Genomic DNA, 25,257 nt, shown 5'->3' on the forward strand with positions numbered 1-25,257 from the left:
AAAGCAGTAGCCCGGCTACTAGGTAGCCGGGCTACTGACAATAACCGTCAGTGACGAATCAGATAATCAAATGCGCTCAATGAAGCATTAGCTCCGGCACCAAGCGAAATAAGTACCTGCTTGTATGGAATATCAGTGATATCACCGGCCGCAAAAACACCAGGCATAGAGGTGGCATTCTTGCCATCAACAACAACTGCACCTCGGTTGAGCTCTAGAGTACCTTCCAGCCATTCAGCATTCGGGATCAAACCGATCTGAACGAACATCCCGTTAGCTTCAACTTGGTGAATATCACCAGCAGCATCACGATAGGTCAGCCCAGTCATATCCGTACCATTGCCTTCAACGCTTTGTAAGCTAGCAGAAGTAACCACAGTTGTATTAGACAATGACGCTAGCTTTTCAAGCAGAACTTCGTCTGCTTTCAGCTCCGGCATCATCTCAACAACAGTGACATGAGTACAGATACCAGCAAGATCTATCGCCGCTTCGATAGCCGAGTTTCCACCACCGATAACTGCAACTGGCTTGTCCTTAAACAACGGGCCGTCACAATGCGGACAGAAGCTCACACCATTATTACGGTATTCAGTTTCTCCTGGAACACCAGTAGTCCGGTAACGAGCACCTGTTGCTAACACAACAGACTTCGCACGCAAGGTGATATCGCCGTCGAAATCAACAGCAAATAATGCCTGAGCGTCTTTGTCATGAAGTGCGGTAGCCGTCAAACCAGACATCACTTCCACACCGTAGTGCGTCATCGACTGATTAAGCTCACTGCCTAACTCAGTACCGCCAATTTTATCGATCACTGTTAAGTTCTCGATTGATGCAGTATCTAGGACTTGGCCGCCCACATTATGCGTAGCCACCCCAACACGTAATCCCTTGCGGGCCGCATACACAGCTGCTGAGGCACCGGCAGGGCCGCCACCAACAATCAGCATATCGAACGGCTCAACCGCATTGAGCTTCGCGGCACGCTTAGCACCTGAGTTCGTATCTAGCTTGGCAACAATTTCAGCAAGAGTCATTCGACCTTGGCCAAAGAGTTCACCATCCATATAAACCGCAGGAACTGCTTTAATGCCACGTTCATTAACCTCATCTTGGAACGCACCGCCTTCAACAGCTGTGTGCTTAATCAATGGGTTAATCACAGACATCGCATTAAGAGCCTGAACCACTGTTGGGCAGTTCTGACACGTTAACGACATATATGTAACAAACTCATGTGGTTCGGTCAGACCCTTAATCGCCTCAATCAGATCCTCGTCTTCCCGAACCGGGTGACCACCAACTTGGACAAGAGCAAGCACGAAGCTAGAAAACTCCTCCCCCATTGGCAATCCAGCAATACGAACTGACACATCCGAATCCACCCGGGCAATAGCGAACGATGGAGTGCGCTCATTGCTCACCTCGGCAAATTCGATCAGCGGCGATAATTCAGCTACCTGAGTGAGCATTTCCCGCATCTGCGCCGAACGCTTTGAATCATCAAGCGATGCTTCAAAGCGAATCGGCACTTTGATGTTTGTTACTAAGCCCTTAAGCTGAGTGATTGTATTGTCATCAAGAAACATCAATCAGAGCTTTCCAGCAAGGTCAAACGAAGGAGCTAGTGTCTCTTCGCCTTCTTCCCACTTAGCTGGGCACACTTCGCCTGGATGGTTGTAGACGTACTGTGCAGCCTTAACCTTACGAACCAACTCAGCAGCGTTACGGCCAACGCCTTCTGACGTGGTTTCTACATACTGAATAATGCCATCTGGATCAATAACAATCGTGGAACGATCAGCGGCACCCTGACCTGGGCGGAGAGTATCAAACGCGGCCGCGATTTCACATGTTGGATCGCCTACCATTGGGAAACGGATCTTCCCAATACGCTCGGACGACTCATGCCATGCTTTATGAGAGAAATGCTTATCGGTTGAGAAGGCGTAAACCTTAACACCCATCTTCTGGAACTCATCATAGTGCTCAGCCATATCTTCAAGCTCAGTCGGGCAGACGAACGTGAAATCAGCCGGGTAGAAGAATAAAATTGCCCACTGGCCCTTGTGGTCTTCATTCGTAAGATCGACAAAAGCCCCATTATGGTAGGCAGCTCCAGCCCATTCAGCGGCCTTGGTATTAATCAATGACATAATGATTCCTCTTTCTTAAAGTTTGTCAACTAACACGAATATCATCTATGACTATAGTCCCTCAGACTGTATAAAACTACCATCTACACTTCTGGCTTAATCACACCTCAAGGGTTTGACAAATTCTAATACCACAACCATAACGGGAGGGTAGTTCACGTGAACTACCCTCCCGAAAAAGTAACAGCTTATGCGTGATAATTCGGTGCGGCGGCAATATTTTGCACATCATGCGGATGCGATTCTCGCAGCCCCGCAGGCGTGATGCGCACAAACCGGCCACGCTTCATTTCCGCCATATTATGCGCCCCAATATAGAACATCGTTTGATGCAAGCCGCCAACAAGCTGATAAACAACTGATTCCACTGCTCCCTTTGCCGGCACTGAACCCTCTATGCCTTCTGGGACAATTTTTTCATCATATTTAACATCAGCTTGGAAATAGCGATCTTTAGAATACGAAACTCGCCCACGCGAACTCATCGCACCTAATGACCCCATCCCGCGATATGCCTTAAAACGCCGGCCATCAACTTGAACGACTTCTCCAGGAGACTCATCAGTACCCGCAAACAGTGACCCCATCATCACACTTGAGGCTCCCGCAACCAGCGCCTTGCCAATATCGCCCGAATGTTGCAAACCCCCATCAGCAATCAATGGCACACCCGCTGGTTCACAGGCCAAAGAAGCAAGATGAATGGCAGTCAATTGTGGCACACCAACGCCCGCTACCACTCGCGTTGTACAAATCGACCCCGGACCCACGCCAACTTTAACACCGTCAACACCGGCATCAATCAGCGCCTGAGCACCCTCCGTCGTTGCAATATTGCCACCAATAACGTCAACGTGAGCAAACTGTGGATCTGACTTAATCCGCCGGATTTGTTCTAAGGCTAACTTAGCCGCACCGTTAGCAGTATCGACGACGAGGATATCAACGCCAGCCTTCGCTAACGCCACTGCCCGCTCCCAGGCATCTCCCCAATACCCAATTGCCGCACCAACGCGCAACCGGCCCTGAGCATCAGTCGTAGCCTTTGACGTATTTTCATCTTCCCAATCATTCATTTCCGGAGTGGCCTTAACTTCCGCAACCTGCGCGGCCTGATCCTCAATGGATGAATTGCGATGCAAAATACCGATACCGCCAAGCCGGGCCATCGCAATAGCCATTCGAGCTTCAGTCACGGTATCCATCGCTGCGGAAATAAGCGGAACCTGAATTTTAATATTGCGCGTCAAATACGTACTAGTATCAACTTCAGACGGAACAACATCCGTTTCTTCAGGTAGCAAAAGAACATCATCATATGTCAAGCCAACGAGGGCGAAAGGATTGTCAACCATTCTCTTATCTTACTAGTTAGTTCTTGAGCCGAAAAGTCTCCTAGACATTGCGACGCGTCACTATTTCGCCGTCGGCAAACCAGCACTTAGTCTCAAACTTGTCAATGCAATCAACGCCACATTCAACACAGCACCTAATCGCATAATGGGTCTTGTTTTCTCATCATGCTCATTGGTAACGTAGATAAAGTTGAAAATTGCAAGAATGAACAGGACGTGACATTAGTGGTCGCCCGAATTAAGGATGTATCTGGAGCTCTCGTAGACTTCTGGGACTGGCAGGCACTCGGTAGCTGTAACAATATGGATCCCGAATTCTTCTTCCACCCGGAAGGAGAACGTGGAGGTCCGCGCCGTCGTCGTATCGAACGCGCCAAGCGAATCTGCCAAACCTGCCCAGTTATTGACGAATGTCGTGAATACGCACTCGTCAATCATGAACCATACGGCGTATGGGGCGGACTTTCCGAAGAAGAACGCAACCGGATCATTTCCGCCAAGCGCCACGGCCGTACCGCCTAAAACCTAGCCGATACGTTACGTTACGTACAACAGGCAAGAAAATGTCCCGTGAGCACATCGCTCACGGGACATTTCGTTATCTTATGTCAGTGGGTAACAACTGCCAAGACATCACGCTGGGAAAGAATCAGGTACTCATCAGCACCATACTTCACTTCAGTACCACCGTACTTGGAGTAAATAACAAGGTCGCCAACCTTAACTTCCATAGCAACCCGGTTACCATTGTCGTCAACACGACCTGGACCTACTGCAATAACTTCACCCTCTTGTGGCTTTTCCTTGGCAGAATCTACCAAGACCAGACCAGAAGCGGTGGTTTCTTCAGCTTCAACCTGTTTAATGACGATACGATCGTCCAGCGGCTTGATGGAGACGGACATCCGACTCCCCCTTCTTTTGCTCGAAAATACTAGCTTTCTGCCTGGTTTCGCCGTCGCGGTGTACGAAACCGAGCACTACGTGGTTTTCCACGTCCACTACTAAGAGTAAAACGCCAACTAGCACTCGGTCAAAAGGAGTGCCAGTAAATCGCTGAGCGCGAAGAGCCATTCCCATGAGATTATAGAAACATGAGCATGATTCAGCTACTCCTCACGCCAGATGGGCAACGTCTCCTCACCGAACTACCACCCTATACCCCCGAAGACGTATTTTCCCTCACGGCACAACTACGCAAACAGGGCTATGATGCCGAACTCGTCGCAGCGGCCCTTACCCAAAACCGGCTACGCGCCAAAGCAACCACAAAATTTGGCCCCTTCGCCGTCACCATGCTCTTCACTCACGACGGCGTCGAACAAGCAACCCGACTCCCCGTCGCCGCACACCATGCCCAACGTTTCTTACAAGCAGGAAGCCAACACGTCGTCGATCTCGGATGCGGCATCGGCGCCGATTCTATCGCCTTCGCCGGGCTCGGGCTACGAGTAACATCCATTGAAAGTGATACTGACACTGCTCGAGCAGCAGCCTTCAACCTTACTGCCTTTCCCGAAGCCCACATCATTCACGCCGATGGCCGAGAACTAGATTTAACGACTTTCCACGCTGACGCACTATGGCTCGATCCAGCCCGGCGCATTAATGGCAAACGGCTGACTAACCCAGAGCACTGGGCACCCCCACTATCACTGGCCCTTGAGCTAGCCGCATCATTTGACGCAGCAGGCATTAAAGTGGCTCCCGGCATCGATTACGATATCCTGCCACCCCAATCACATGTTGAATGGACAAGCGTAGATGGCGATCTACTCGAAGCAGTTATTTGGCTAGGTAACGCAGCCCCTCAACCAGGTCGCAGTGCGCGAATCATTCGCGGCAATCACACAACAGTGTTCGATTCTGAAAGCCACACCCCATCATCACCATCTACAACAGTAACCCCGCGCCCCCTCAGTGACTATATTTATGAACCTGACCCAGCAATTATCCGTTGTGGCGGGATTGCCAAAATATGCCAAGACTACGATATTGCACCTATCTCAGACAATATCGCATACCTAACAGGCTCCCACCCAATCAATTCACCGCTCGTAACCACTTTTAAGATTCACGACGTTTTGCCGGTAGAGCCGAAAAAAGTCCACGCATATTTAGCAAAACGCAATATTGGAATCGTCGAGATCAAAAAACGCGGAACAGATATTGACCCAAGCACATGGCGCAAAAAACTCAAACTCAATCCACACCACGGCGGACAAGCGACATTAATTGCTTCCCCAGTTGCTGGCCAACATCGTATCCTTGTGACCGAACGTTACACCGTTGCCAGCGATAAGTAGATTATCGCCATACCAAAATCGCTACGTACCGAAATCACTAGGTGTACTTTGCCTGAATTTAGAGCAGGAGATATCAGTAAATAATCGTTGTCTCGCGGGCCAGCCCGGTATCCACCGTAATGTTGAGTGGCGAAGGTTTAACTCCGTTACGAACCATTTCCCACCCTAATGCAGCAATCATTGCACCGTTATCAGTACAGTACCGAATTGGCGGGATACGAACGGTAACACCATATTCTTCAGCGCGTTCCTGAGCGAGTTCGCGCAACCGGGAGTTAGCTGAAAAACCGCCACCAATCACGAGCGTGTCACAGTTGTTACGCTTACATGCTTCAAATGCTTTACGGGAAAGTACATCGGTAACTGCTTCAGAAAAACCGGCAGCGATATCCGCCTTCGGAATTTCCTCGCCCCGAGCTTGTAGGCCTTCGATATGGCGAGCAACTGCGGTTTTCAGACCTGAGAACGAGTAATCGTAGGCATGCACGTCTTTATCTTTAACTCGGCTCAGTCCACGCGGGAACCGGATTGCGTTACGATCGCCTTCCTTCGAGAGCCGATCGATATGCGGACCTCCAGGGTACGGCAGTCCCAAAAGACGACCTACTTTGTCAAATGCTTCACCAGCAGCGTCATCTAAAGTTCCGCCCAATTCGACGACGTCAGTGGCAATATTGTGAATATCAAGAAGATGCGAGTGACCTCCAGAAACGACGAGCCCGATAAAACGCTCTGGGAAAGGACCATGGACGAGCTGATCAACGGCAATATGCCCAATAATATGGTTCACTCCATAAAATGGCTTATTGAGTGCCAGTGCCAGTGATTTCGCAGCGGAAACCCCAACTGTTAACGGACCAACGAGACCTGGTCCAGCGGTTGCCGCAATAGCGTCTACTTCGTCAAGAGTGACACCGGCTTTTTCTAACGCTGCATCAAGTGTTGGCACAAACTGTTGTAAATGCGCACGGGATGCGATTTCTGGAATGATACCGCCATAACGAGCGTATTCGTCCATAGACGTTGCAGTGACGTCTGCTAGCAGTTCTCCATCGCGTACAAGCGCGATTCCGGTTTCATCACACGATGTTTCTACACCTAAAATCAGTTCATTCACGTGTTCTAGTTTAGTTGATTCTGTTGAGGTTGTTTGAGCGAGCTTTGTTACATTCGGGACTTGTTATATCGACGACGAAAAATGAGCTATCCCCCAAAAGAACAACTGATCTCCAGTTATCACTTTCAGGGGATAGCCCATACCGCAGTTGCGGCTAGTGTTTGTGGCTAATCGTCTCAGCGACCGTGTGCCATTGACTTCATCAAGTCACGGTTGAGCATCGAAATGAGCTCTAATGGTACTTCCTTCGGGCAGGCAGCTGCACAAGCACCAACGTTTGTACATCCACCAAATCCTTCAGAATCATGTTGCGACAGCATCTTGACAACACGATCAAGACGCTCTGGCTGGCCCTGTGGGAGCAAACCGAGGTGCATCACTTTTGCGGAGGTGAACAACATTGCTGATCCATTTGGACATGCTGCTACACAAGCGCCACAACCGATACATGCAGCTGCCTCGAAGGCACGATCAGCATGGTCCTTAGGAACTGGTACTGCGTGTGCATCCGGTGCGGCACCTGTATTAACCGAAATGTAGCCACCGGCTTGAACGATACGATCCAGAGCAGAACGGTCCACAACCAAGTCCTTGAGGACTGGGAATGCGGTGGAGCGCCATGGTTCGATGGTGATCGTATCGCCATCTTTGAAGGATCGCATATGCAGCTGACATGTGGTAGTCACAAGTGGACCATGCGGATCGCCATTAATGACAATGCCACACTGACCACAAATACCTTCACGGCAGTCAGAATCAAATGCAACTGGCTCCTCGCCCTTAGCAAAGAGTTCTTCGTTTAGCTGATCGAGCATCTCCAAGAAAGATGCTGTTTCATCAACGTCGGCGAGTGTGTGGGTATCAAAGTGACCCTTATCGCCACGGCCATCTTGCCGCCAAAATTCAAGATTGATTTTCACTTGTAGCTCCGCTGCTTCATCTCGACGAATTCGTACTTTAGGTCTTCCTTGTGGAGAATCGGGGCACCGTCTTCTCCACCCCACTCCCAGGCGGCGACGTAAGCGAAGTTCACATCATCACGCAATGCTTCGCCTTCCTCGGTCTGGGATTCAGCGCGGAAGTGACCACCGCAAGATTCACGGCGGTGGAGAGCGTCGATACACATGAGCTCACCAAGTTCAAAGAAGTCAGCCACGCGGCCGGCCTTCTCCAAGGACTGGTTCAACTCATCTGGATCGCCAGGAACGCGAACATTTTGCCAGAAGTCCTTGCGCAATTCACGAATCATACCGATTGCCTTCTTGAGGCCTTCTTCGGTACGTTCCATACCGCAGTACTCCCACATAATGTGACCGAGTTCCTTGTGGAAGGAATCTACTGAACGATTTCCCTTGTTATTCACAAAGAATTCAACTTGCTTCTCAACTTCGGTACGTGCTTTAACAACTTCTGGGTGGTCTTCAGTGATCTTCTCAAATGGACCATCAGCAAGGTAATCGTTGATGGTGTTTGGAAGCACGAAATACCCATCAGCAAGACCCTGCATAAGTGCAGATGCACCCAAGCGGTTTGCGCCGTGATCAGAGAAGTTAGCTTCACCGGTGACGAACAATCCAGGAATAGAAGACTGCAAGTCGTAATCGACCCACAAGCCACCCATAGTGTAGTGCACGGCAGGGTAAATACGCATTGGTACTTCGTACGGATCATCGCCGGTGATCTGCTTGTACATGTCAAACAAATTGCCATACTTAGCAGAAACAACGTCCTTACCCATGCGGTTAATAGCATCGGAGAAGTCGAGGTAAACACCACGTGCTACGCCATCGATCTCTGGTCCAACACCACGGCCTTCGTCACACATGTTCTTTGCTTGACGAGAAGCGATATCTCGTGGAACCAAGTTTCCGAATGCTGGGTAGATCCGCTCGAGGTAGTAATCGCGATCCTCTTCTGGAATATCGCGTGGATCCTTCTTGCAGTCTTCAGCCTTCTTTGGTACCCAAATACGGCCATCGTTTCGCAACGACTCTGACATCAAAGTGAGCTTGGACTGAGAAGAACCATGCTGTGGAATACACGTTGGGTGGATCTGGGTGTAGCACGGGTTGCCAAAGTATGCACCCTTGCGGTGTGCACGCCAAATGGCGGTTGCGTTACAGCCCATAGCATTGGTGGACAAGAAGAAGACGTTACCGTAACCACCAGTGCCCAACACAACAGCGTCAGCCAAGTGGGTTTCGATTTCGCCGGTCACCATATCACGTGCAATGATTCCGCGTGCCCGACCATCAATGACGATCAGTTCAACCATTTCATGACGCGGGTATGCCTTGACAGTGCCCGCTTTCACTTGGCGCATTAACGCTTGGTATGCACCAATGAGCAGCTGCTGGCCGGTTTGGCCACGAGCGTAGAACGTACGCGAAACCTGCACGCCACCAAAGGAACGATTATCGAGCAGGCCGCCGTATTCGCGAGCAAATGGCACACCTTGGGCTACACACTGATCGATGATATTTGCCGAAACTTCGGCAAGACGGTAAACATTAGACTCGCGAGCGCGGTAATCGCCACCTTTGATGGTGTCGTAGAACAAACGGTAGGTCGAATCGTTATCGTTCTTATAGTTCTTCGCCGCGTTGATACCGCCCTGAGCCGCAATAGAATGTGCTCGACGGGCCGAATCTTGGTAGAAAAACGCCTTAACGTTGTAGCCCATTTCGCCTAACGAAGCAGCGCCAGCGCCACCAGCTAATCCGGTGCCGACGACGATAACATCAAGCTTACGGCGATTAGCTGGGTTGACGAGCCGAGCGTTAAATTTACGTTGTTCCCACTTGTCAGAGATAGGACCGGCTGGCGCCTTGGTATCCGCGATTGGTTCGCCTGCGCGGTACAGGCCTTCGATCAAAGTTTCAGTCATGATCTCATACCCCTTAAGCAGCGATAAAGCCGAGCAGGATAGCTGTTGGTGGAGTCATGAACCCTACAAATACAGCCAAGCCTACGAAACCGGCGATGATTTTGAATGCGCGTTGACGACGGCGAGTGTTCAATCCGAGCGTTGCCAAAGCAGACCACACACCATGGGTGATATGGAAAGCAATCGAAGCCAACGCAATGAAGTAGATCAACCACACCCACCAGATCGAGAAGCCATAAATCATGTTGTGATATGGATCGTGTGCATCGTATGGTCCACCGAGCTGTAGTGCCAAAACGGTGTACTGCAAGATATGGAAGACCACGAACAGGGCAATGATGATACCACCGAAACGCATGGTTGCTGCAGTATAGGAATACTTAACACCAACCTTCGAACCGGAGTTCACCTTGTACTTTTCGTGTCCGCGAGCTTCGTTGCCACGCTTCCACAGCTTAATAGCTGCGTACATATGCGCCACGATACAGAACAACAACGTACAACGGAAAATCCACAATGCCCACAGTTTAGGCAGGATCGGGTAGAGCAGACCATGCTTGAGCCAGTCTGCATAATGGTTGTACTCCTCCGCGCCAAGGAACATCTTAAAGTTTCCAAAGGCATGGAAGAGTAGGAAGAATACAATAAACAAACCGGTCACAGCCATGAGCACTTTAAGTGCAACAGTGGTTTTGCGACCTCGAATTTCTACAGATGTTGATTTAGCCACGCTATGAAGATAGCAAACCAATGAGCGAAAAACCGGGTCTAAAGTAGCAAAAAGTCTGTTAGTGTCACACAAAACATCGTGGCGGTTTATAACAGATTGGAGTTTTTCGCGTTATACCAAGGCTTACTCACTGTCCTGACATCATAAACTTACCTCGATCTATTTAAGTAAGTCTTTGGGCGCGAAATTACATTTCCCGAACCATAACGACGGCGTCGTCATCGGAGTAGTAACGCTTACGTCGATCTATCTCTTGGAAACCTGCCCGAGCATACATTTTCTGCACACCGATATCTTTACTACGCACTTCCAAAAAGACCCGCTGAGCATCGTATGATTGCGCAATATTCAACAAAATCTGCAATAGTTTGGTCCCAATTCCGCGACGTTGAATACGTTGAGCTACCCCAATCGTTAAAATCTCTGCATCCTCATAATGTGAAACTCCCGCAACGGCGAGAATTGATCCGAGCGATCGCAACGGATCGGGTTCTTCAACAAGGACGAGATATGTTCGATTCTCAGCTATAAGCTCGTCTTCCCAAACTGATTGCGGCCATGCATCGCGTGCAAAATTTTGCCGATCGAATTCAGCTATCCGGCCAGCCCACGATGCCGGTGCCCGAAAAAGCGCGAACCCAGCAAGAGTATCGGGAAAATTATCGTCTGGATAAAAACACGAATTCATAACCGCATCTGATTCTTAATTTCCCGTGTACGGATTACCTTGTGCTTGCGGCTGAGCATGAGCTCCACCATGAACATCTGGCCGGCGTAAATATTGTGGTTCAGTATCCAAAGAAATATCTTCTCCGGCTTCGATTCGCGCTAACCGTGATTGGACTAAACGCACCATAACATCGGGCGTAAAACCAACAACACTGCGCGAAACACCAACCTGCGGGTAAAGCTCTGGCTCACCGACAGCAAGCACTGCTGGCTGGTTTACTAAATCCTGAGCTAAAACGTCTGGCTTATAGATATTTGGTTCGGTGAGCTGGACAACGTCGTCGCCTCCCAAGGCTCTAAAACGCGCCGAGAAAACTTCCCGGCGCCGAGCATCAATCATAGACACGATCTCTTGCCCACCTGCATCGACTGCTGCAGCTAAGGCCATAATGTCGAGCGAGGAAAGCCCATAAAGAGGAATATTCCACGTCCGGGCTAACACCCGGGCAGTAACTAAACCAGCACGCAATCCAGTAAACGCTCCCGGGCCGGTGCCCACAACGATTGCATCTGGCTGAGAAATAGCAGTAGCGTCAAGCACCGTCCGCACCATCGGTGCTAATAACTCAGCATGGTGACGTTTTTCTGGAGAAGACTCAAAAGCTAACTGGTGAACCACACCTAGTTGCCATCGGGCCACACCAACATTAACTGCAGCGCTGGTGTCAAGTGTAAGATAGGTCGTCATTTTGTTTCCTCCATAGATGGTGTTGTGGCACGCTCAGATTGTTGCGGATGAATAAGTAGTCGAGCTTGCGCAAAAGGATCCCACCGATTTCGTCTGTGACGATGGGTATTATCCCCCGTATCCCGCACATTCGATTTGCTATAGGGATCGTTTTTGTTCTGATCCCAGCGCAACCAAGCAACTGAAAAAATAACCAAGCCAGTTAAAATTGCGATCACAATAATAACCCGCTCTGCCGTCATATGCGATTGTTTCATCGTCGGCCCCAAAGGTTTCGCTGGAGCTACCACCGGCAAATTATCGTTATCTATCAATTCACGCCGATGATCAATAAACGTCTCAAACGTAATACTTCCTAGCACAAAACCCGATCCCGCACTATCACCAGGCTCAATCATCCCGTCTCGATATACAAACCATGCTTTAAGTTCCGGATCGTACACCAACATATTTGTCTCAGTGCGCGAAGCCGCCGCCTCAGTAGCTAACCGTGGATCAGCAACAACTTTCGCATTTGTTCGCCGGGCAGCACCACTACCTTCAGTAGTCATCACCCCCACCGGGCTATCTCCTTTAACAACCGGAGCAACCCACATCCGCGACTCTTCAAAAGCCGTATCGGGCGTACGTAACGCATCTTTTTTATCGCTAAATGTGTAGACGTGATGAGCCACACCAACGCTAAGCAACAACGGATCATTAGCGATGTCTTGCCCAAAAACATCAGTTGCCTGGCTACGCATCAGCTCGGTTCCGATCGTTGCAAACCATTCTTGGTTCGCCGCATCCTCAGTATCTGTGGTTGTCATAACGGCAAAGCTGGGAAGCGGAAACAACACGGTAGTCAGCAGCAAAACTGCCAAGGACGCCAGCAAATAATGTGTTCGATACGGTTGCCGTCTCATAGTTATGCACTTTGCCATGTTGCGTCAGCTATATCATTGGCAAGCTGATGTTGGAGTTCTTCCCCACGTCTACCGTACGCATATACTTTGATGGTTCGTGGTGCGTCAGCGAACAAATCTTCGGGTTCTAAACCAGCTTGGGCACCTTGCGGACGTTCAATCATCACTTCGATACGATCTTCGGAAAGAACTTCAGCTTTACCACTTCCCCATTCGACGACGGTGAGCGAATCTTCTAAAGACGAATCCAAATCAAGGGCATCTAGTTCTTCGATCGACGTGAGCCGATATGCATCAACATGAACAAGATCCAAATCCGTGCCGTGATGAATTTGGGCAATCGCAAACGTTGGCGAAGAAACTGCGCCAGTAACCCCAAGACCCCGTGCGATGCCTTGCGTCATCGTCGTTTTACCAGCTCCAAGCGGGCCAGTGAGCATCACGAGATCACCAGGTTGAGCATGCTGAGCAATCACAGCTCCAATATGCTGAATATCGGCAACGGTTGGTGCGTTCAATGCGAGGATCATATTATATTCTTCCGTTCAATCATTCAGTCTAAGTATAGTGCTGGTAGGTCGCCTTTATTCCACTGGAATACGTGGGATTCGCGGCCCGAGGTTGCAAAAAATTTCATAGTTTATCGTATCTGTTTTTGCCGCCCAGTCATCGGCACTCAAGTATCCTTGTGCCGATGGCCCAAACAACACTGCCCGATCACCGGCCTGTGCCTGAGGGGCTTCAACAACAAACTGATCCATACACACAACTCCCCGAATTGGCGCTTGATGATCATTAAGTGTCACGGAGAGGTTATTAGACGCCCGCCGGGAAATACCATCAGCATAGCCAACTGGAACAACTGCTAATCGCGTGGGATGGTCAGAAACAAACGTGTGCCCATAAGACACTCCCACGCCTGCCGGCACATCACGCGTGAGCATCACATTAGCTTCAAGCGTCATCACCGGAGATAATCCTAGTTCTTCTGCACTAGCACACGCCGGGTTTGGGCTTAGCCCATAAAGGACAATCCCCGGCCGAACTATATCGTAGTGAGTATCTGGGTGCCATAAGATTCCCGAGGAAGCCGCTAAATGACACAGTTCAATATCCACATGAGCTTCCCGAGCATAACGGCGAGCTTGCTCAAATCGATCAACTTGTTGCGCCGTCACGGCACCCGAATCTGGATCGTCAGCACACGCTAAATGTGACCACAGCCCGATAATCTCCACAATCCCTTGTTCTTTTAAAGCTTTAACCTGATCAAAAACAGCAGGAAGCTCGTGGAGATCAAAACCACCACGTGTCATACCAGTATCAACTTTGATATGAATACGAGCTGGCCGGCCACAGGCACGCGCCGCCTGAGAAATCTCCTCAATCGCCCACGAAGCGCCAACTGATAAGTCAATATTTTGTTCAATCGCTCGCTGAAAATCTGACCCCGGCGTATAAATCCACGCCAAAATATGACCATGAGTATGTGCGTGACGCAAGGCGAGAGCTTCATCGAGTTGGGCCAAACCTAACCAGTCAATTCCGGCTTCCCATGCCCATTGAGCGATCAGCTCTACCCCATGTCCATAACCGTTAGCTTTGACAATCGCCATGATTTTGGCATCAGTATGTTGGCGGACAACCTCAATGTTTTGATCAAAAGCACGTCGCGATATCAGAGCGCGTGCCGGAGCTTGATTCTTCATACGTCTCACCTTATGGATTCAATACTTGCCAGATTGTTTGACCTAGCGCATCACTAATGTTACTCGCCTTAATCGGGTAACCTACCCCGTGATCGGCACGCGCAGCGAGATTTGCGGCACGTGCATGTAAGAAAGCAGCACATGCTGCAAGCCAACCAACATCAACTTTTCGCTGACCGTCTGCCTGCCATATTGCTAAGAGAGCCCCTAAGATTCCGGCATACACATCGCCCGCCCCAGCAGTTGCCCGCCATGGTGTTGCCCCAGTTTGCTGATAAATAGTGCCATCTGGAGTGGCGACGACGTCGTGCGCACTCGTTGTGACCACCACCGCACCAGTTTCTTGTGACGCCAAACTCGTGTATCGGTAAAGCTGGGCTTCCACCTCACCACGATTCACCGAATAACCCCGCCTGCCAAGTAGTTCGGTAAGTTCACCCGGATGCGGGGTTAGCACTGTTGTTGGGGAAAACTGTTTATCACAGGTAAGCCCCAAGGCACCAGCGTCGATAACAATCGGCAACCCAGATTCTATTGCCTGATAAACCACGGAAAAATCACTCTGTTGTGGATCGAGACCAGAGCCGACCAACCACGCTTGAACCTGGCCAGCAACGCAGACAACTTCCGGAAAACGTTGCATCACCAACGGGCTTTGCCCTAAATAACGAACCATACCCGGACCACACGCCAACGCAGCGCCCACCCCGAGAACACCAGCGCCAGGGAATGTCGGTGAACCCGTAACCACGCCTAACACTCCACGAGTGTATTTATGATCTGTTAGCCCTGGTATTGGCCACCATTGCCGAATATCGGAAGCTGTTACCGAACGTGTGCGCATACTTCACACTTTACTCAACCGTCACTGACTTAGCGAGATTACGCGGCTTATCAACGTCGTATCCTTTAACTGTTGCCAGCTCTGCCGCAAAAATCTGTAACGGAATAACTGTTACTAACGGCATCATCAACGTCGGAGTTGATTGCGGAACACGAATCACCGCCATAGCGTGCTCATCGACAGCACTATCGCCTTCCTCAGCAACCACAATAGTGCGTGCCCCACGAGCCATCACCTCAGCAATATTCGACATTACTTTCGAATGTAACACTGGCCGCCGTGGCGTAGGAGCAATCACGAAGACTGGCAGTCCTTCTTTAACAAGCGCAATAGGACCATGCTTCAATTCTCCGGCGGCAAACCCTTCAGCGTGAATATAGGCTAACTCTTTAAGTTTTAACGCCCCTTCTAACGCAATCGGAAAACCAACATGACGCCCTAAAAATAATACCGATTCCACATCAGACATCGAACGAGCCAACTGACGAATCTTGTCTTCTTGAGCTAACACAAATTCCATACGCTCTGGCATCAGTGCCAACTGAGCCATGTAATGGGAAATTTCATCAGTAAACTTATTACCCCGTAACTGAGCTAAGTACAGCCCCAACAAATAAGCGGCAGTGATTTGACTGGTAAAGGCTTTCGTGGAAGCTACTGCGATTTCTGGACCAGCGTGGGTGTAGAGAACCGCATCCGACTCCCTAGCAATCGTTGAACCATAGGTGTTGACGATCGCTAATACTCGGGCGCCCTGCTCGCGGGCATGACGCACAGCCATCAACGTATCCATCGTTTCACCAGACTGGGAAATGGCCACCACGAGTGTGCGTGCAGTGACAATCGGATCACGGTAGCGAAATTCGTGCGCTAACTCAACTTCCACTGGTATCCGACACCAATGCTCGATCGCATATTTTGCAACATGACCAGCATAGGCTGCCGTCCCGCAGGCCACCACAATAATTTTGTCAATTGCCCGCAATTCGTATTCTTCAATTCGTAATTCATCTAACTGTAAATGCCCATCAGGTGTGGTGCGGGCACGCAATGTTTCGGCAACAGCATGTGGCTGTTCATGAATTTCTTTGTCCATAAAAGTCGCATAGCCATCATGCAAAGCAGTATCGAGCTTCCAATCCACTTCGAATGGCTCAGTGGCCACTTCTAAGCCTGCAAAATCAATGATAGTTGCCGTGTGTGCAGTGAGCGTCACGATCTGATCTTGTCCAATAGCAAGAGCTTGGCGAGTACGACCAACAAAAGCGGCAACATCAGAACCGAAAAAGTTTTCGTTTTCACCGAGTCCGACGACGAGGGGAGAATTACGCCGAGCCCCTACCAGCCGATCTGGTTGATTAGCATATGTGGCGACGACGGCAAACGAGCCTTCCAAACGACTCACCACGTTACGCATAGCGACAGTGAGATCATCGCAGGATTCTAATGCGAGGCTTAATAAATGAGCAATCGTTTCCGAATCTGTATCTGAGGTAAAATCGATGCCTGCCGCGTGAAGCTCCTGACGCAACTGTGGCGCATTTTCAATAATTCCGTTATGCACAATCGCCACCTGAGCATCGGCAGACAGATGCGGATGAGAGTTTTTATCCGAAGGCACACCGTGGGTTGCCCATCGGGTATGACCAATTACTGCAGCTGCCAGAGGTAACGGGCGCGAATCCAGTTCAGCACGTAGGTCTGCTACTCGACCAGCCCGCTTCCGGACAACAACACCCGCCGTCGTCGGAACGGCTATGCCAGCCGAATCATAGCCTCGATACTCTAAACGTTCCAAGCCGGACAAAACGGCTTCTTGCGACGATGACGACGCTTGAGCGCCAATATAACCAACAATTCCACACATGTTGATAAACACTACAACGCAAGGTAGCGTGCGCGTCACCTAACCTGTCAGACAACACCGCCCTGTCCGGTTTCTCACCCCTACCAATTGGCGTTAGTTGTGTTTTATTGCCACAATCTAAGCATGCATAGCTCCGACCTTTCGGCATTCGTCACATTTAGTCGAGACGATTGGGCCAAACTCGCCCAAAGTACCGAATTGCCATTAACCGTTGATGACCTCGCACAATTAGCTGCTCTTGGTGACCCCATTACCATCAGCGAAGTCGATGCCATCTACCGGCCACTCACCGCTCTGATGCATATGTATGCCCGCAACACTGGAAGACTGTTCACCGAGTCAAAAAAATTCTTAGGCTTTTCCGATCTGCGGGTCCCCTGGATTGTCGGCATCGCTGGCTCTGTTTCTGCTGGAAAATCAACAGTTGCTCGACTCTTGCGAGAACTTTTAAGCAGGTCTCCTGAAACACCACGGGTTGATCTGGTCACCACCGATGGTTTCCTCTACCCCAATGCTGTGCTCAACGAACGGCAATTACTTACCCGTAAAGGCTTTCCAGAGTCCTACGACCGTCGTGCCCTGATTGACTTTTTGGCAGCAATTAAATCTGGACGCCGTCATGTTAGTGCACCTGTTTACGATCATGTCACATACGATATTGTGCCCACGAAACGCATCGTCGTCGACTGTCCAGATATTCTCATCGTCGAAGGACTCAACGTTTTACAACCGCCACCTAGCATCGTCGACCATGAGTTTTCTACAGTCTCTGACTTTTTTGATTTTACAATTTATGTTGATGCGCCAGAAGAAGCCCTCGAACGCTGGTATGTTGACCGATTTTTATCATTACGTTCAACGGCATTCACGAATCGTGACTCGTATTTCCGCAACTATGCTGACTTAACCGACGCCCAAGCTCGTAGCACAGCACAGCACATATGGGGCGCCATTAATTTGCCTAATCTGCGACACAATATAGCACCAACTAAAAACCGAGCTACTGTTATTTTAACAAAAGGCCCCAATCACGGTATTGAGACCATCCAAATTCGCAAACTCTAATCTGCCAGACATAAGTAAATACAACTATGGTGTGGATAAACATACGCGTTTATCCACACCATAGCAACAATATCTTCGTTTATATTACAGGGCTAAGCGGTGGGCAACCACATCTGCTAGACGTTGAGCAACTCCATCAGCTTGTTCTTGGGTAGGTGCTTCCACCATGACACGAACCAACGGCTCAGTTCCGGACGCACGTAGTAAGACCCGCCCAGTATCGCCCAACTCGCGTTCGGCTTGAGCAACTTCGTCCATCACCTCTGAGGTACGAGCCTTATCAACATTAGGAACATTGATAAGCGTTTGTGGCAAACGCTGAATGAAAGAAACTGCGTCCGCAAGCGTGCCACCACGTCGAACCATCTCCGAAGCTACCAAAATAGCAGTCAAAGTTCCGTCTCCAGTGGTTGCGTGATGCAAATTAATAACGTGACCTGATTGCTCTCCGCCGAGCATATAACCGTGTGCTAACATCTCTTCGAGCACATAACGGTCACCTACCTTAGTAGCGACGAGGTTAATATCAGCCTCCCGCATTGCTAATGTCAAACCTAGGTTCGACATCACGGTAGCAACCAGGGTATTTCCGGCTAGCAAGCCTTGAGACTTCAGCGATACTGCCAAAAGACCCATAATCTGATCGCCGTCAACTAACTTCCCCTGCGCGTTAACAGCCAAACACCGATCAGCATCACCGTCAAAGGCGAAACCAAAATCCGCTCCCGATGCAACAACCATTGCCTGCAACTGTTCCGGATGGGTAGAACCAGCATTGCGGTTAATGTTCTTGCCATCTGGCGAGGCGTTAATAACTGAAACATCCGCGCCGAGCTCTTGTAACGCTGCTGGCGCAACATTCGATGCCGCACCGTTAGCACAATCAAGAATAATTCGCTGGCCAGAAAGATCAGCACCACAACGAACAAGATGATCGATATACACCTGATCGGAAACGATAGCGTTTTCCCGCATATAGCCAACGCCTGCACCGATCGGACGTTCCCATTCTTGGCCAAGAACTGCTTCGATCTCATCTTCGATGGCGTCATCAAGCTTAAAGCCATCACCAGAAATGAACTTGATACCATTGTCTGGCATAGCGTTATGCGATGCCGAAATCATCACGCCGAGGTCATAGTCACGCGCTGCGGTTAAGTATGCGATACCGGGAGTTGGAATCTCACGTACGTGTTCGACGTCGACCCCAGCTGAAGAAAGCCCAGCGGCAACAGCATGGCTCAGCATTCCGGACGACTGACGGGTATCACGGCCAACAATTGCTTTGGGCCGGTGACCGTGCACATTTTGTGCTAACACCCGCGCCGCCGCTTCACCAAGCTGTAACGCAAACGGAGCGGTAATTTCACGATTTGCCAACCCGCGAACACCATCAGTTCCAAATAGACGTGCCATCATTTCTCCTCTAACTGCACTTATAACTATTTCAGCCTAATACATTCGTCATGCACATCGTGTGTCATTTCCCCGTGCAGGTGCATCACACTGCGGTGGCACTCCAACGGATATGACACCCGTGGCGAGTGTCTACAGCTAAATATTGTTGATCTTTCTTTTGCCACCAGCTATACATGCTCAGTAAAAAGTGTGGGGTGGAAACCATACGGTTTCCACCCCACACTTTCTATGCTAAAGTACAGCCCACATTCTCGTTGCCTGATAAATCAGCGCTTGGAGAACTGCGAAGCCTTACGTGCCTTCTTCAAACCAGCCTTCTTACGCTCAACAGCGCGAGCGTCACGGGCTAGGAAGCCAGCCTTCTTCAAAGCTGGACGGTTAGCATCACGATCGATTTCGTTCAATGCACGAGCAACACCGAGGCGAAGCGCACCGGCTTGGCCGGAGGTGCCGCCACCGTTGATACGGGCAACAACATCGAAGCGACCTTCGATGTCAAGTAGAACGAATGGTGATTTAACGAGTTGCTGATGCAACTTGTTTGGGAAGTAGTCCTCTAGAGTACGGCCGTTGATCTTCCACGAGCCAGTACCTGGGACGAGACGGACACGAGCAACTGCTTCCTTACGACGACCCAGGCCTGCGCCTGGTGCGGTCAGGGACACACCCTGGCCGGTCTTGGGAGCCTCGGTCTCAGAGGTGTATGAACTTGGGGTTTCCTCAAGTTCTACGGTTTCGGTGGTCTCAGCCACGGTTCTCCTTAAATCTTTTCCGGACAGGGGTTACTGTGCAACCTGCGTAAGCTCAAAGGCTTCCGGCTGCTGCGCAGCATGTGGGTGCTCTGCCCCACGGTAGACCTTAAGCTTGGAAAGCTGCTGACGTCCCAATGTGTTCTTTGGCAGCATGCCGGCAACAGCCTTCATAACAGCCTTCTCTGGGTTTTCAGCCAAGAGTTCGGTGTAGGACGTAGCGGTCAAGCCACCTGGCTGACCTGAGTGACGGTAAGCAATCTTCTGCTCGCGCTTCGAACCGGTCAATGCGACCTTCTCAGCGTTGATGATCACGACGAAATCGCCGGTGTCAGCATGCGGAGCGAAGTTGGGCTTGTGCTTCCCACGGAGCAGGATGGCAACTTGAGATGCCAGACGGCCAAGGACAACGTCGGTGGCGTCAATGACATACCACTTCTTCTCGACGTCTCCGGGCTTCGGTGAATACGTGCGCACTTTGCGTAGCCTTCGTTTCTTTAATCGCGGATAGCTTCATCAGCTGTTTTGACAATGGCTTCTTGCCGATCAACAGCTAACCTATCCAATGGTCAAGTTAACGTTGCTGGCACTGTTATGAGACGAGTGGGATTGCATCTTCATACAACATGCACAGCAGTAAGAAACTCTACTGTGATTTTCCGGCCTGGTCAAAGGAAAACCATTTCCTGTGGTGCGATTCATCTCAACAGACCACATTTCAGCGCATCTTCGTCGTCGATTAGCCCCGAAAACGACGCGCCCGCACGGCTTGACTCTCATACTCACTCGGATCTGGGTATCCAACATCTTCCAATGTCAGCGGATGCGGGGGTGCTACAACAACATAACCGTCACGGCAACGTTGTGCCAACCGGAGCTGAGGCCATCCTTCTTCACGCGCACCACGCCCAACCTCAATTAAGGTCCCCATCAACGTCCGCACCTGCGAATGACAAAACGCGTCCGCACGTGCACGCCCGATTATAAGTCCGCCAACTCGCTCAAAGCTCAACTCATACAGTGTACGAACCGTCGACGCCCCCTCGCGCGGCTTACAATACGACAAAAAATCATGCTCCCCCAACAGACCTTCAGCAGCTCGATTCATCGCCGCAATATCGAGCCGATCGGTCAGCCACAAAACATCACGACGCTGCGGATCCCAGTCTACGGTACTATCGGCGATCCGATATGAATACTGGCGCCACAAGGCAGAAAAACGCGCATCGAAATCATCTGGTACAACCTGAACGCCATGAAGAACAACGTCGGAGTAGCCACGTGGTGCAACCGGAATAGTCTCTCCTGCTGCACGTGCCAACATAGAATTAACGCGCAACAGCAGCGATTCTTCAGATGCACGAGTTGAACGTCCCGGTAGTGCCAGCCATGCATCCCGAGGGATATCACAATGCACTACTTGATGCCGTGCATGTACACCAGCATCTGTACGACCTGCAACAGTGACTTGTACCGGGTTTCGAAATATCACAGATAAGCATTTTTCCACTTCATCTTGCACCGTGCGCAGCCCTGGTTGAGTAGCCCAACCGTGAAAGTGGTTACCGTCGTAGCCTAGATCTAGGCGTAGACGCAGATTTTGCGATAGCGTCGATGTCATGACTGCAGAATCCCACATTCAGCTACCTGACCTCAACTCGGGACACGCCACACTCAGTCTTGATTTTGGCGGTTCCCGTGTTAAGTCTGCTGTTTTAGATGGCGATGGCACACAACTGGGTACGTACATCGTCGAATTTATGGATTATCCATTCACTCCAGACTCCCTCATTCGTGTTGTAGCGCGCCATGCAGCTACTCACAATGTGGCCTTTGAGCGAATAACAATAGGCATGCCCGGCATTGTACGGCGCGGAATCGTTATCCACACCCCGCATTATATTCGCTCCGGCGGGCCTGGTGGTGAGATTGATCCCTACTTGAGCGAGCAATGGGATGGGGCAGATATTCAACACATGGTCGAAAACTCTACTCAGTGCCCAACTATCGTCGTCAACGATGCCATTGTTGCCGCAGCCGCTGTTATTTCGGGTCGTGGGAGCGAGCTTGTCTTAACATTGGGCACCGGACTCGGGGTGGCCTTTGCCATTGAAGGAACACTCACTGAACATATTGAAGTTTCCCATGCACCCAGCCCGATTGGGGGAACATTCGACGACGTAGCAGGGGCGATCAATTATCCCCACACCAATCCCCAACAGTGGTCACATAATATTGTCCGAATCATTGAGGCCTTATGGCCCGTGTATCGTTGGGACCAACTCTATATCGGGGGCGGGAATGCTTTTAAGCTCACCGCCGATGTTCGTGACCACCTGAGCAGTTTAGGAACAATTTTCCTTGACTACGAAGCGGGCGCCCGAGGCGGCGCAGCGGCATGGAACTACGTTCCTTATCAACTGCGCACCGCCGATTAAAATTATTCCCTGAGATAGCTATACGAGCACGTATCGCTCTATGTAACGCATAGAGTCTTAATAGCCACCACACTAAGAAGCTGGGCAGTGATCATTTGATCACTGCCCAGCTTCTATGAGTTTATATGATAAGTACTCTGACGGACTTAAATAAATGTGATGCTACACATTCACTCACTCCGTACGATGATTACTTTTCCTCGGTTGCTTCTTCTACAGCCTCGGTTGCTGGCGCTTCGTCAGCAACTACTTCTTCCGCAGGAGCTTCAACAGCAGCCTTTTCAGCTACCTTTTCAGCTTCTTTCACAACAGCTTGCTTTGGCGAAACAGGCTCAAGAACGAGCGAAATTTCGGCCATTGGAGCGTTGTCGCCCTTACGGTTTGGAAGCTTAACGATACGGGTGTAGCCGCCATCGCGGTTAGCAAACTTTGGCGCAAGTTCCTCAAACAAAACGTATGCGGTTTCGCGCGAGCCGAGCACCTTGAGCGCAAGACGACGATTATGTGTATCGCCCTTCTTAGCCTTGGTGATGAGCTTTTCAATGTGTGGACGAACGCGCTTGGCCTTAGCCTCGGTTGTCACAACAGACTCATTGTGGATGAGCGACTTGCAAAGGTTTGCAATGATGAGACGCTCGTGGGCTGGACTACCGCCCAAACGTGGACCCTTAGCGGGACGTGGCATGATTTCTCCTAAAAATTATCTTGTTCCGCTGACCCTCAGGCCTGCGTTTCGTCACTGAAGTGCATTCCATACGTGTCATCGCCGAAGCCAGACATGAAACCCGCCGGGGAATCCTTAAGACGCAGGTCAAGCTTTGCAAGCTCATCCTTCACATCTTCAATCGACTTCGCACCGAAATTACGAATGTCAAGCAGGTCAGCTTCCGAACGAAGAACCAGCTCACCGATTGTATGGATACCTTCACGCTGTAGACAGTTCTGTGAGCGTGCTGGAAGGTTAAGAATGGTGATTGGGCGTTGCAAGTCAGAAGACTGCTGCTCAACAACCGGAGCTTCTTTAAGCTCAAGGCCTTCAACTTCTTGGTTCAGCTCTGCGGTCAATCCGAAGAGCTCAACTAGAGTCTTACCAGCCGAGGCAAAAGCGTCACGTGGCAACATCGACGGCTTGGTTTCGACGTCGACAATGAGTTTGTCGAAATCAGTACGCTGACCAACACGGGTAGCTTCAACCTTGTACGAAACTTTCACTACTGGTGAGTAGATGGAATCAACCGGGATCCGGCCAATTTCGTAATCTGGAGAATTGTTCTGCTGTGCAGAAACATAGCCTCGGCCACGCTCCACAGTCAGATCGATTTCCAATTTACCCTTCTCATTTAACGTAGCAATGAGCAGTTCTGGATTATGGATCTCTACCCCAGCTGGTGGGGTGATATCCGCGGCGGTTACCTGGCCAGGACCTGCTTTACGCAAGTACATTTGAACTGGCTCGTCGTTTTCGGATGTCACAACAAGATCCTTGAGATTCAAGATAATCTGTGCAACGTCTTCTTTGACACCTTCAATTGTGGAGAACTCATGGAGAACGCCGTCAATATGGATAGAAGTCACTGCTGCACCAGGAATTGATGACAGCAAGGTACGACGAAGCGAGTTGCCGAGCGTGTAGCCGAAGCCAGGCTCGAGCGGGTTAAGCGTGAACCGCGAACGGGTATCCGAAAGTTTCTCTTCGGTTAGCGTAGGACGCTGTTCAATGATCACTATATTTTCCTTTCACCGGGGCGCCCACTATATGACGCCCACAAGCCGAGAATTCTCGGCGCTAACATGTGTCATGATGACATCATCATGACACTGAGGAAAGGGGCAAAACCCCTCGCAGATCAAACGCGACGGCGCTTGGGTGGACGGCAACCGTTGTGAGCTTGTGGGGTAACATCGGAAATCGATGTTACTTCAAGACCAGAAGCGGTCAACGAACGAATAGCGGTTTCACGACCAGAACCTGGACCCTTGACGAAGACATCAACCTTCTTCATTCCAGCTTCCATTGCCCGACGAGCAGCGTTTTCAGCAGCGAGCTGAGCAGCGTATGGAGTGGACTTACGTGAACCCTTAAAGCCAACCATGCCGGACGAAGTCTGAGCGATGACTTCACCGTTAGGATCGGTAATAGAAACGATGGTGTTATTAAAAGTGGACTTGATATGTGCCTGGCCGGTTAATACGTTCTTCCGCATTGTCCGGCGCGGACGGCGCTGACTCTTTGGTGGCATTTGTTAAAATCTCCTGAAAATTATCGTCGATTCACACCCGTAGGTGGAAC

The 25,257-nt window shown here is 50.3% G+C and carries 26 protein-coding genes; 4 read left to right on the forward strand and 22 right to left on the reverse strand.

Annotated elements, in window-relative coordinates:
* Window positions 1–47: 47 nt before the first annotated feature.
* The 3 genes from ahpF to guaB form a co-directional block, all read right to left on the reverse strand.
* Window positions 48–1,592 (reverse strand): alkyl hydroperoxide reductase subunit F, encoded by a 1,545-nt coding sequence (ahpF, locus tag HC352_RS06845; protein WP_168918184.1) that lies wholly within the window; start codon window positions 1,590–1,592, stop codon window positions 48–50.
* Between the two features lie 3 nt (window positions 1,593–1,595).
* Window positions 1,596–2,159, reverse strand: a complete 564-nt coding sequence (gene ahpC, locus HC352_RS06850) for an alkyl hydroperoxide reductase subunit C (protein WP_168918185.1) — start codon at window positions 2,157–2,159, stop codon at window positions 1,596–1,598.
* Window positions 2,160–2,347: 188 nt separating this feature from the next.
* Window positions 2,348–3,514 (reverse strand): IMP dehydrogenase, encoded by a 1,167-nt coding sequence (gene guaB, locus HC352_RS06855; protein WP_168918186.1) that lies wholly within the window; start codon window positions 3,512–3,514, stop codon window positions 2,348–2,350.
* A 225-nt stretch (window positions 3,515–3,739) separates the two neighbouring features.
* Between guaB and HC352_RS06860 the strand changes: the two genes are divergently transcribed.
* Window positions 3,740–4,036 carry a WhiB family transcriptional regulator gene (locus HC352_RS06860; protein ID WP_091282568.1) on the forward strand — a complete coding sequence of 99 codons (297 nt, stop codon included), beginning with the start codon at window positions 3,740–3,742 and terminating at the stop codon, window positions 4,034–4,036.
* Window positions 4,037–4,122: 86 nt separating this feature from the next.
* Here HC352_RS06860 and groES read toward each other — a convergent pair whose 3' ends face one another.
* Window positions 4,123–4,419 carry a co-chaperone GroES gene (gene groES, locus HC352_RS06865; protein ID WP_168918187.1) on the reverse strand — a complete coding sequence of 99 codons (297 nt, stop codon included), beginning with the start codon at window positions 4,417–4,419 and terminating at the stop codon, window positions 4,123–4,125.
* A 189-nt stretch (window positions 4,420–4,608) separates the two neighbouring features.
* On the opposite strand from groES, the gene HC352_RS06870 reads away from it, so the two are divergent.
* A complete protein-coding gene (locus tag HC352_RS06870; RefSeq protein WP_211080650.1) occupies window positions 4,609–5,820 on the forward strand; it encodes a class I SAM-dependent methyltransferase in 1,212 nt (403 codons plus the stop codon).
* Between the two features lie 73 nt (window positions 5,821–5,893).
* Here HC352_RS06870 and tsaD read toward each other — a convergent pair whose 3' ends face one another.
* The 11 genes from tsaD to glmS all read right to left on the reverse strand — a co-directional run bounded on the left by tsaD (window position 5,894) and on the right by glmS (window position 17,296).
* Window positions 5,894–6,928 (reverse strand): tRNA (adenosine(37)-N6)-threonylcarbamoyltransferase complex transferase subunit TsaD, encoded by a 1,035-nt coding sequence (gene tsaD, locus HC352_RS06875; protein ID WP_369801288.1) that lies wholly within the window; start codon window positions 6,926–6,928, stop codon window positions 5,894–5,896.
* 185 nt (window positions 6,929–7,113) lie between these two features.
* Window positions 7,114–7,857 (reverse strand): succinate dehydrogenase/fumarate reductase iron-sulfur subunit, encoded by a 744-nt coding sequence (locus HC352_RS06880; protein WP_168918190.1) that lies wholly within the window; start codon window positions 7,855–7,857, stop codon window positions 7,114–7,116.
* Window positions 7,854–9,824: a fumarate reductase/succinate dehydrogenase flavoprotein subunit gene (locus HC352_RS06885; protein WP_168918191.1), complete on the reverse strand. Its 1,971-nt coding sequence runs from the start codon at window positions 9,822–9,824 to the stop codon at window positions 7,854–7,856. The genes HC352_RS06880 and HC352_RS06885 overlap by 4 nt, the downstream gene beginning before the upstream one ends.
* Before the next feature lie 13 nt (window positions 9,825–9,837).
* Window positions 9,838–10,554 (reverse strand): succinate dehydrogenase cytochrome b subunit, encoded by a 717-nt coding sequence (locus HC352_RS06890; RefSeq protein ID WP_168918192.1) that lies wholly within the window; start codon window positions 10,552–10,554, stop codon window positions 9,838–9,840.
* A gap of 187 nt (window positions 10,555–10,741) precedes the next feature.
* A complete protein-coding gene (locus tag HC352_RS06895) occupies window positions 10,742–11,242 on the reverse strand; it encodes a GNAT family N-acetyltransferase (protein WP_168918193.1) in 501 nt (166 codons plus the stop codon).
* 15 nt (window positions 11,243–11,257) lie between these two features.
* A complete protein-coding gene (tsaB, locus tag HC352_RS06900; protein WP_168918194.1) occupies window positions 11,258–11,971 on the reverse strand; it encodes a tRNA (adenosine(37)-N6)-threonylcarbamoyltransferase complex dimerization subunit type 1 TsaB in 714 nt (237 codons plus the stop codon).
* A complete protein-coding gene (locus HC352_RS06905; RefSeq protein WP_211080651.1) occupies window positions 11,968–12,876 on the reverse strand; it encodes a hypothetical protein in 909 nt (302 codons plus the stop codon). Before HC352_RS06905 ends, tsaB begins: the two co-directional genes overlap by 4 nt.
* Window positions 12,877–12,878: 2 nt before the next feature.
* The gene (gene tsaE / locus HC352_RS06910) at window positions 12,879–13,406 is read right to left on the reverse strand and encodes a tRNA (adenosine(37)-N6)-threonylcarbamoyltransferase complex ATPase subunit type 1 TsaE (protein ID WP_168918196.1); all 528 of its coding nucleotides are present in this window, start codon (window positions 13,404–13,406) and stop codon (window positions 12,879–12,881) included.
* A gap of 54 nt (window positions 13,407–13,460) precedes the next feature.
* Window positions 13,461–14,585, reverse strand: coding sequence for an alanine racemase (alr, locus tag HC352_RS06915; protein WP_168918197.1), 1,125 nt, complete (start codon window positions 14,583–14,585; stop codon window positions 13,461–13,463).
* Window positions 14,586–14,595: 10 nt separating this feature from the next.
* The gene (locus HC352_RS06920) at window positions 14,596–15,429 is read right to left on the reverse strand and encodes an ADP-dependent NAD(P)H-hydrate dehydratase (RefSeq protein ID WP_168918198.1); all 834 of its coding nucleotides are present in this window, start codon (window positions 15,427–15,429) and stop codon (window positions 14,596–14,598) included.
* Between the two features lie 10 nt (window positions 15,430–15,439).
* Entirely contained in the window at window positions 15,440–17,296 is a 1,857-nt protein-coding gene (gene glmS / locus HC352_RS06925) for a glutamine--fructose-6-phosphate transaminase (isomerizing) (protein WP_168918638.1), read from the reverse strand.
* Between the two features lie 123 nt (window positions 17,297–17,419).
* Here glmS and coaA point away from each other — a divergent pair, with 123 nt between their 5' ends.
* Window positions 17,420–18,361 (forward strand): type I pantothenate kinase, encoded by a 942-nt coding sequence (gene coaA / locus HC352_RS06930; RefSeq protein WP_168918199.1) that lies wholly within the window; start codon window positions 17,420–17,422, stop codon window positions 18,359–18,361.
* Window positions 18,362–18,445: 84 nt separating this feature from the next.
* Here coaA and glmM read toward each other — a convergent pair whose 3' ends face one another.
* The 4 genes from glmM to truA all read right to left on the reverse strand — a co-directional run bounded on the left by glmM (window position 18,446) and on the right by truA (window position 22,150).
* Window positions 18,446–19,777, reverse strand: a complete 1,332-nt coding sequence (glmM, locus tag HC352_RS06935; protein ID WP_168918639.1) for a phosphoglucosamine mutase — start codon at window positions 19,775–19,777, stop codon at window positions 18,446–18,448.
* Window positions 19,778–20,046: 269 nt separating this feature from the next.
* Window positions 20,047–20,532, reverse strand: a complete 486-nt coding sequence (rpsI, locus tag HC352_RS06940; RefSeq protein WP_168918200.1) for a 30S ribosomal protein S9 — start codon at window positions 20,530–20,532, stop codon at window positions 20,047–20,049.
* Window positions 20,533–20,562: 30 nt separating this feature from the next.
* Entirely contained in the window at window positions 20,563–21,006 is a 444-nt protein-coding gene (gene rplM / locus HC352_RS06945; protein ID WP_091280310.1) for a 50S ribosomal protein L13, read from the reverse strand.
* Between the two features lie 262 nt (window positions 21,007–21,268).
* Window positions 21,269–22,150 carry a tRNA pseudouridine(38-40) synthase TruA gene (gene truA, locus HC352_RS06950; protein ID WP_168918640.1) on the reverse strand — a complete coding sequence of 294 codons (882 nt, stop codon included), beginning with the start codon at window positions 22,148–22,150 and terminating at the stop codon, window positions 21,269–21,271.
* On the opposite strand from truA, the gene HC352_RS06955 reads away from it, so the two are divergent.
* Window positions 22,149–22,967, forward strand: a complete 819-nt coding sequence (locus HC352_RS06955; RefSeq protein WP_168918201.1) for an ROK family protein — start codon at window positions 22,149–22,151, stop codon at window positions 22,965–22,967. The genes truA and HC352_RS06955 overlap by 2 nt on opposite strands.
* A 190-nt stretch (window positions 22,968–23,157) precedes the next feature.
* Here the strand turns inward: HC352_RS06955 and rplQ are convergent, their stop codons facing one another.
* From rplQ to rpsK, 3 genes are all read right to left on the reverse strand, one after another.
* A complete protein-coding gene (rplQ, locus tag HC352_RS06960) occupies window positions 23,158–23,652 on the reverse strand; it encodes a 50S ribosomal protein L17 (RefSeq protein ID WP_168918202.1) in 495 nt (164 codons plus the stop codon).
* Window positions 23,653–23,687: 35 nt separating this feature from the next.
* A complete protein-coding gene (locus HC352_RS06965; RefSeq protein WP_168918203.1) occupies window positions 23,688–24,692 on the reverse strand; it encodes a DNA-directed RNA polymerase subunit alpha in 1,005 nt (334 codons plus the stop codon).
* Window positions 24,693–24,814: 122 nt separating this feature from the next.
* The gene (rpsK, locus tag HC352_RS06970) at window positions 24,815–25,207 is read right to left on the reverse strand and encodes a 30S ribosomal protein S11 (protein WP_168918204.1); all 393 of its coding nucleotides are present in this window, start codon (window positions 25,205–25,207) and stop codon (window positions 24,815–24,817) included.
* Window positions 25,208–25,257: the final 50 nt, after the last annotated feature.

The sequence above is a fragment of the Arcanobacterium buesumense genome, assembly GCF_012563545.1.
GTDB classification, from domain to species: Bacteria; Actinomycetota; Actinomycetes; order Actinomycetales; family Actinomycetaceae; genus Arcanobacterium; species Arcanobacterium buesumense.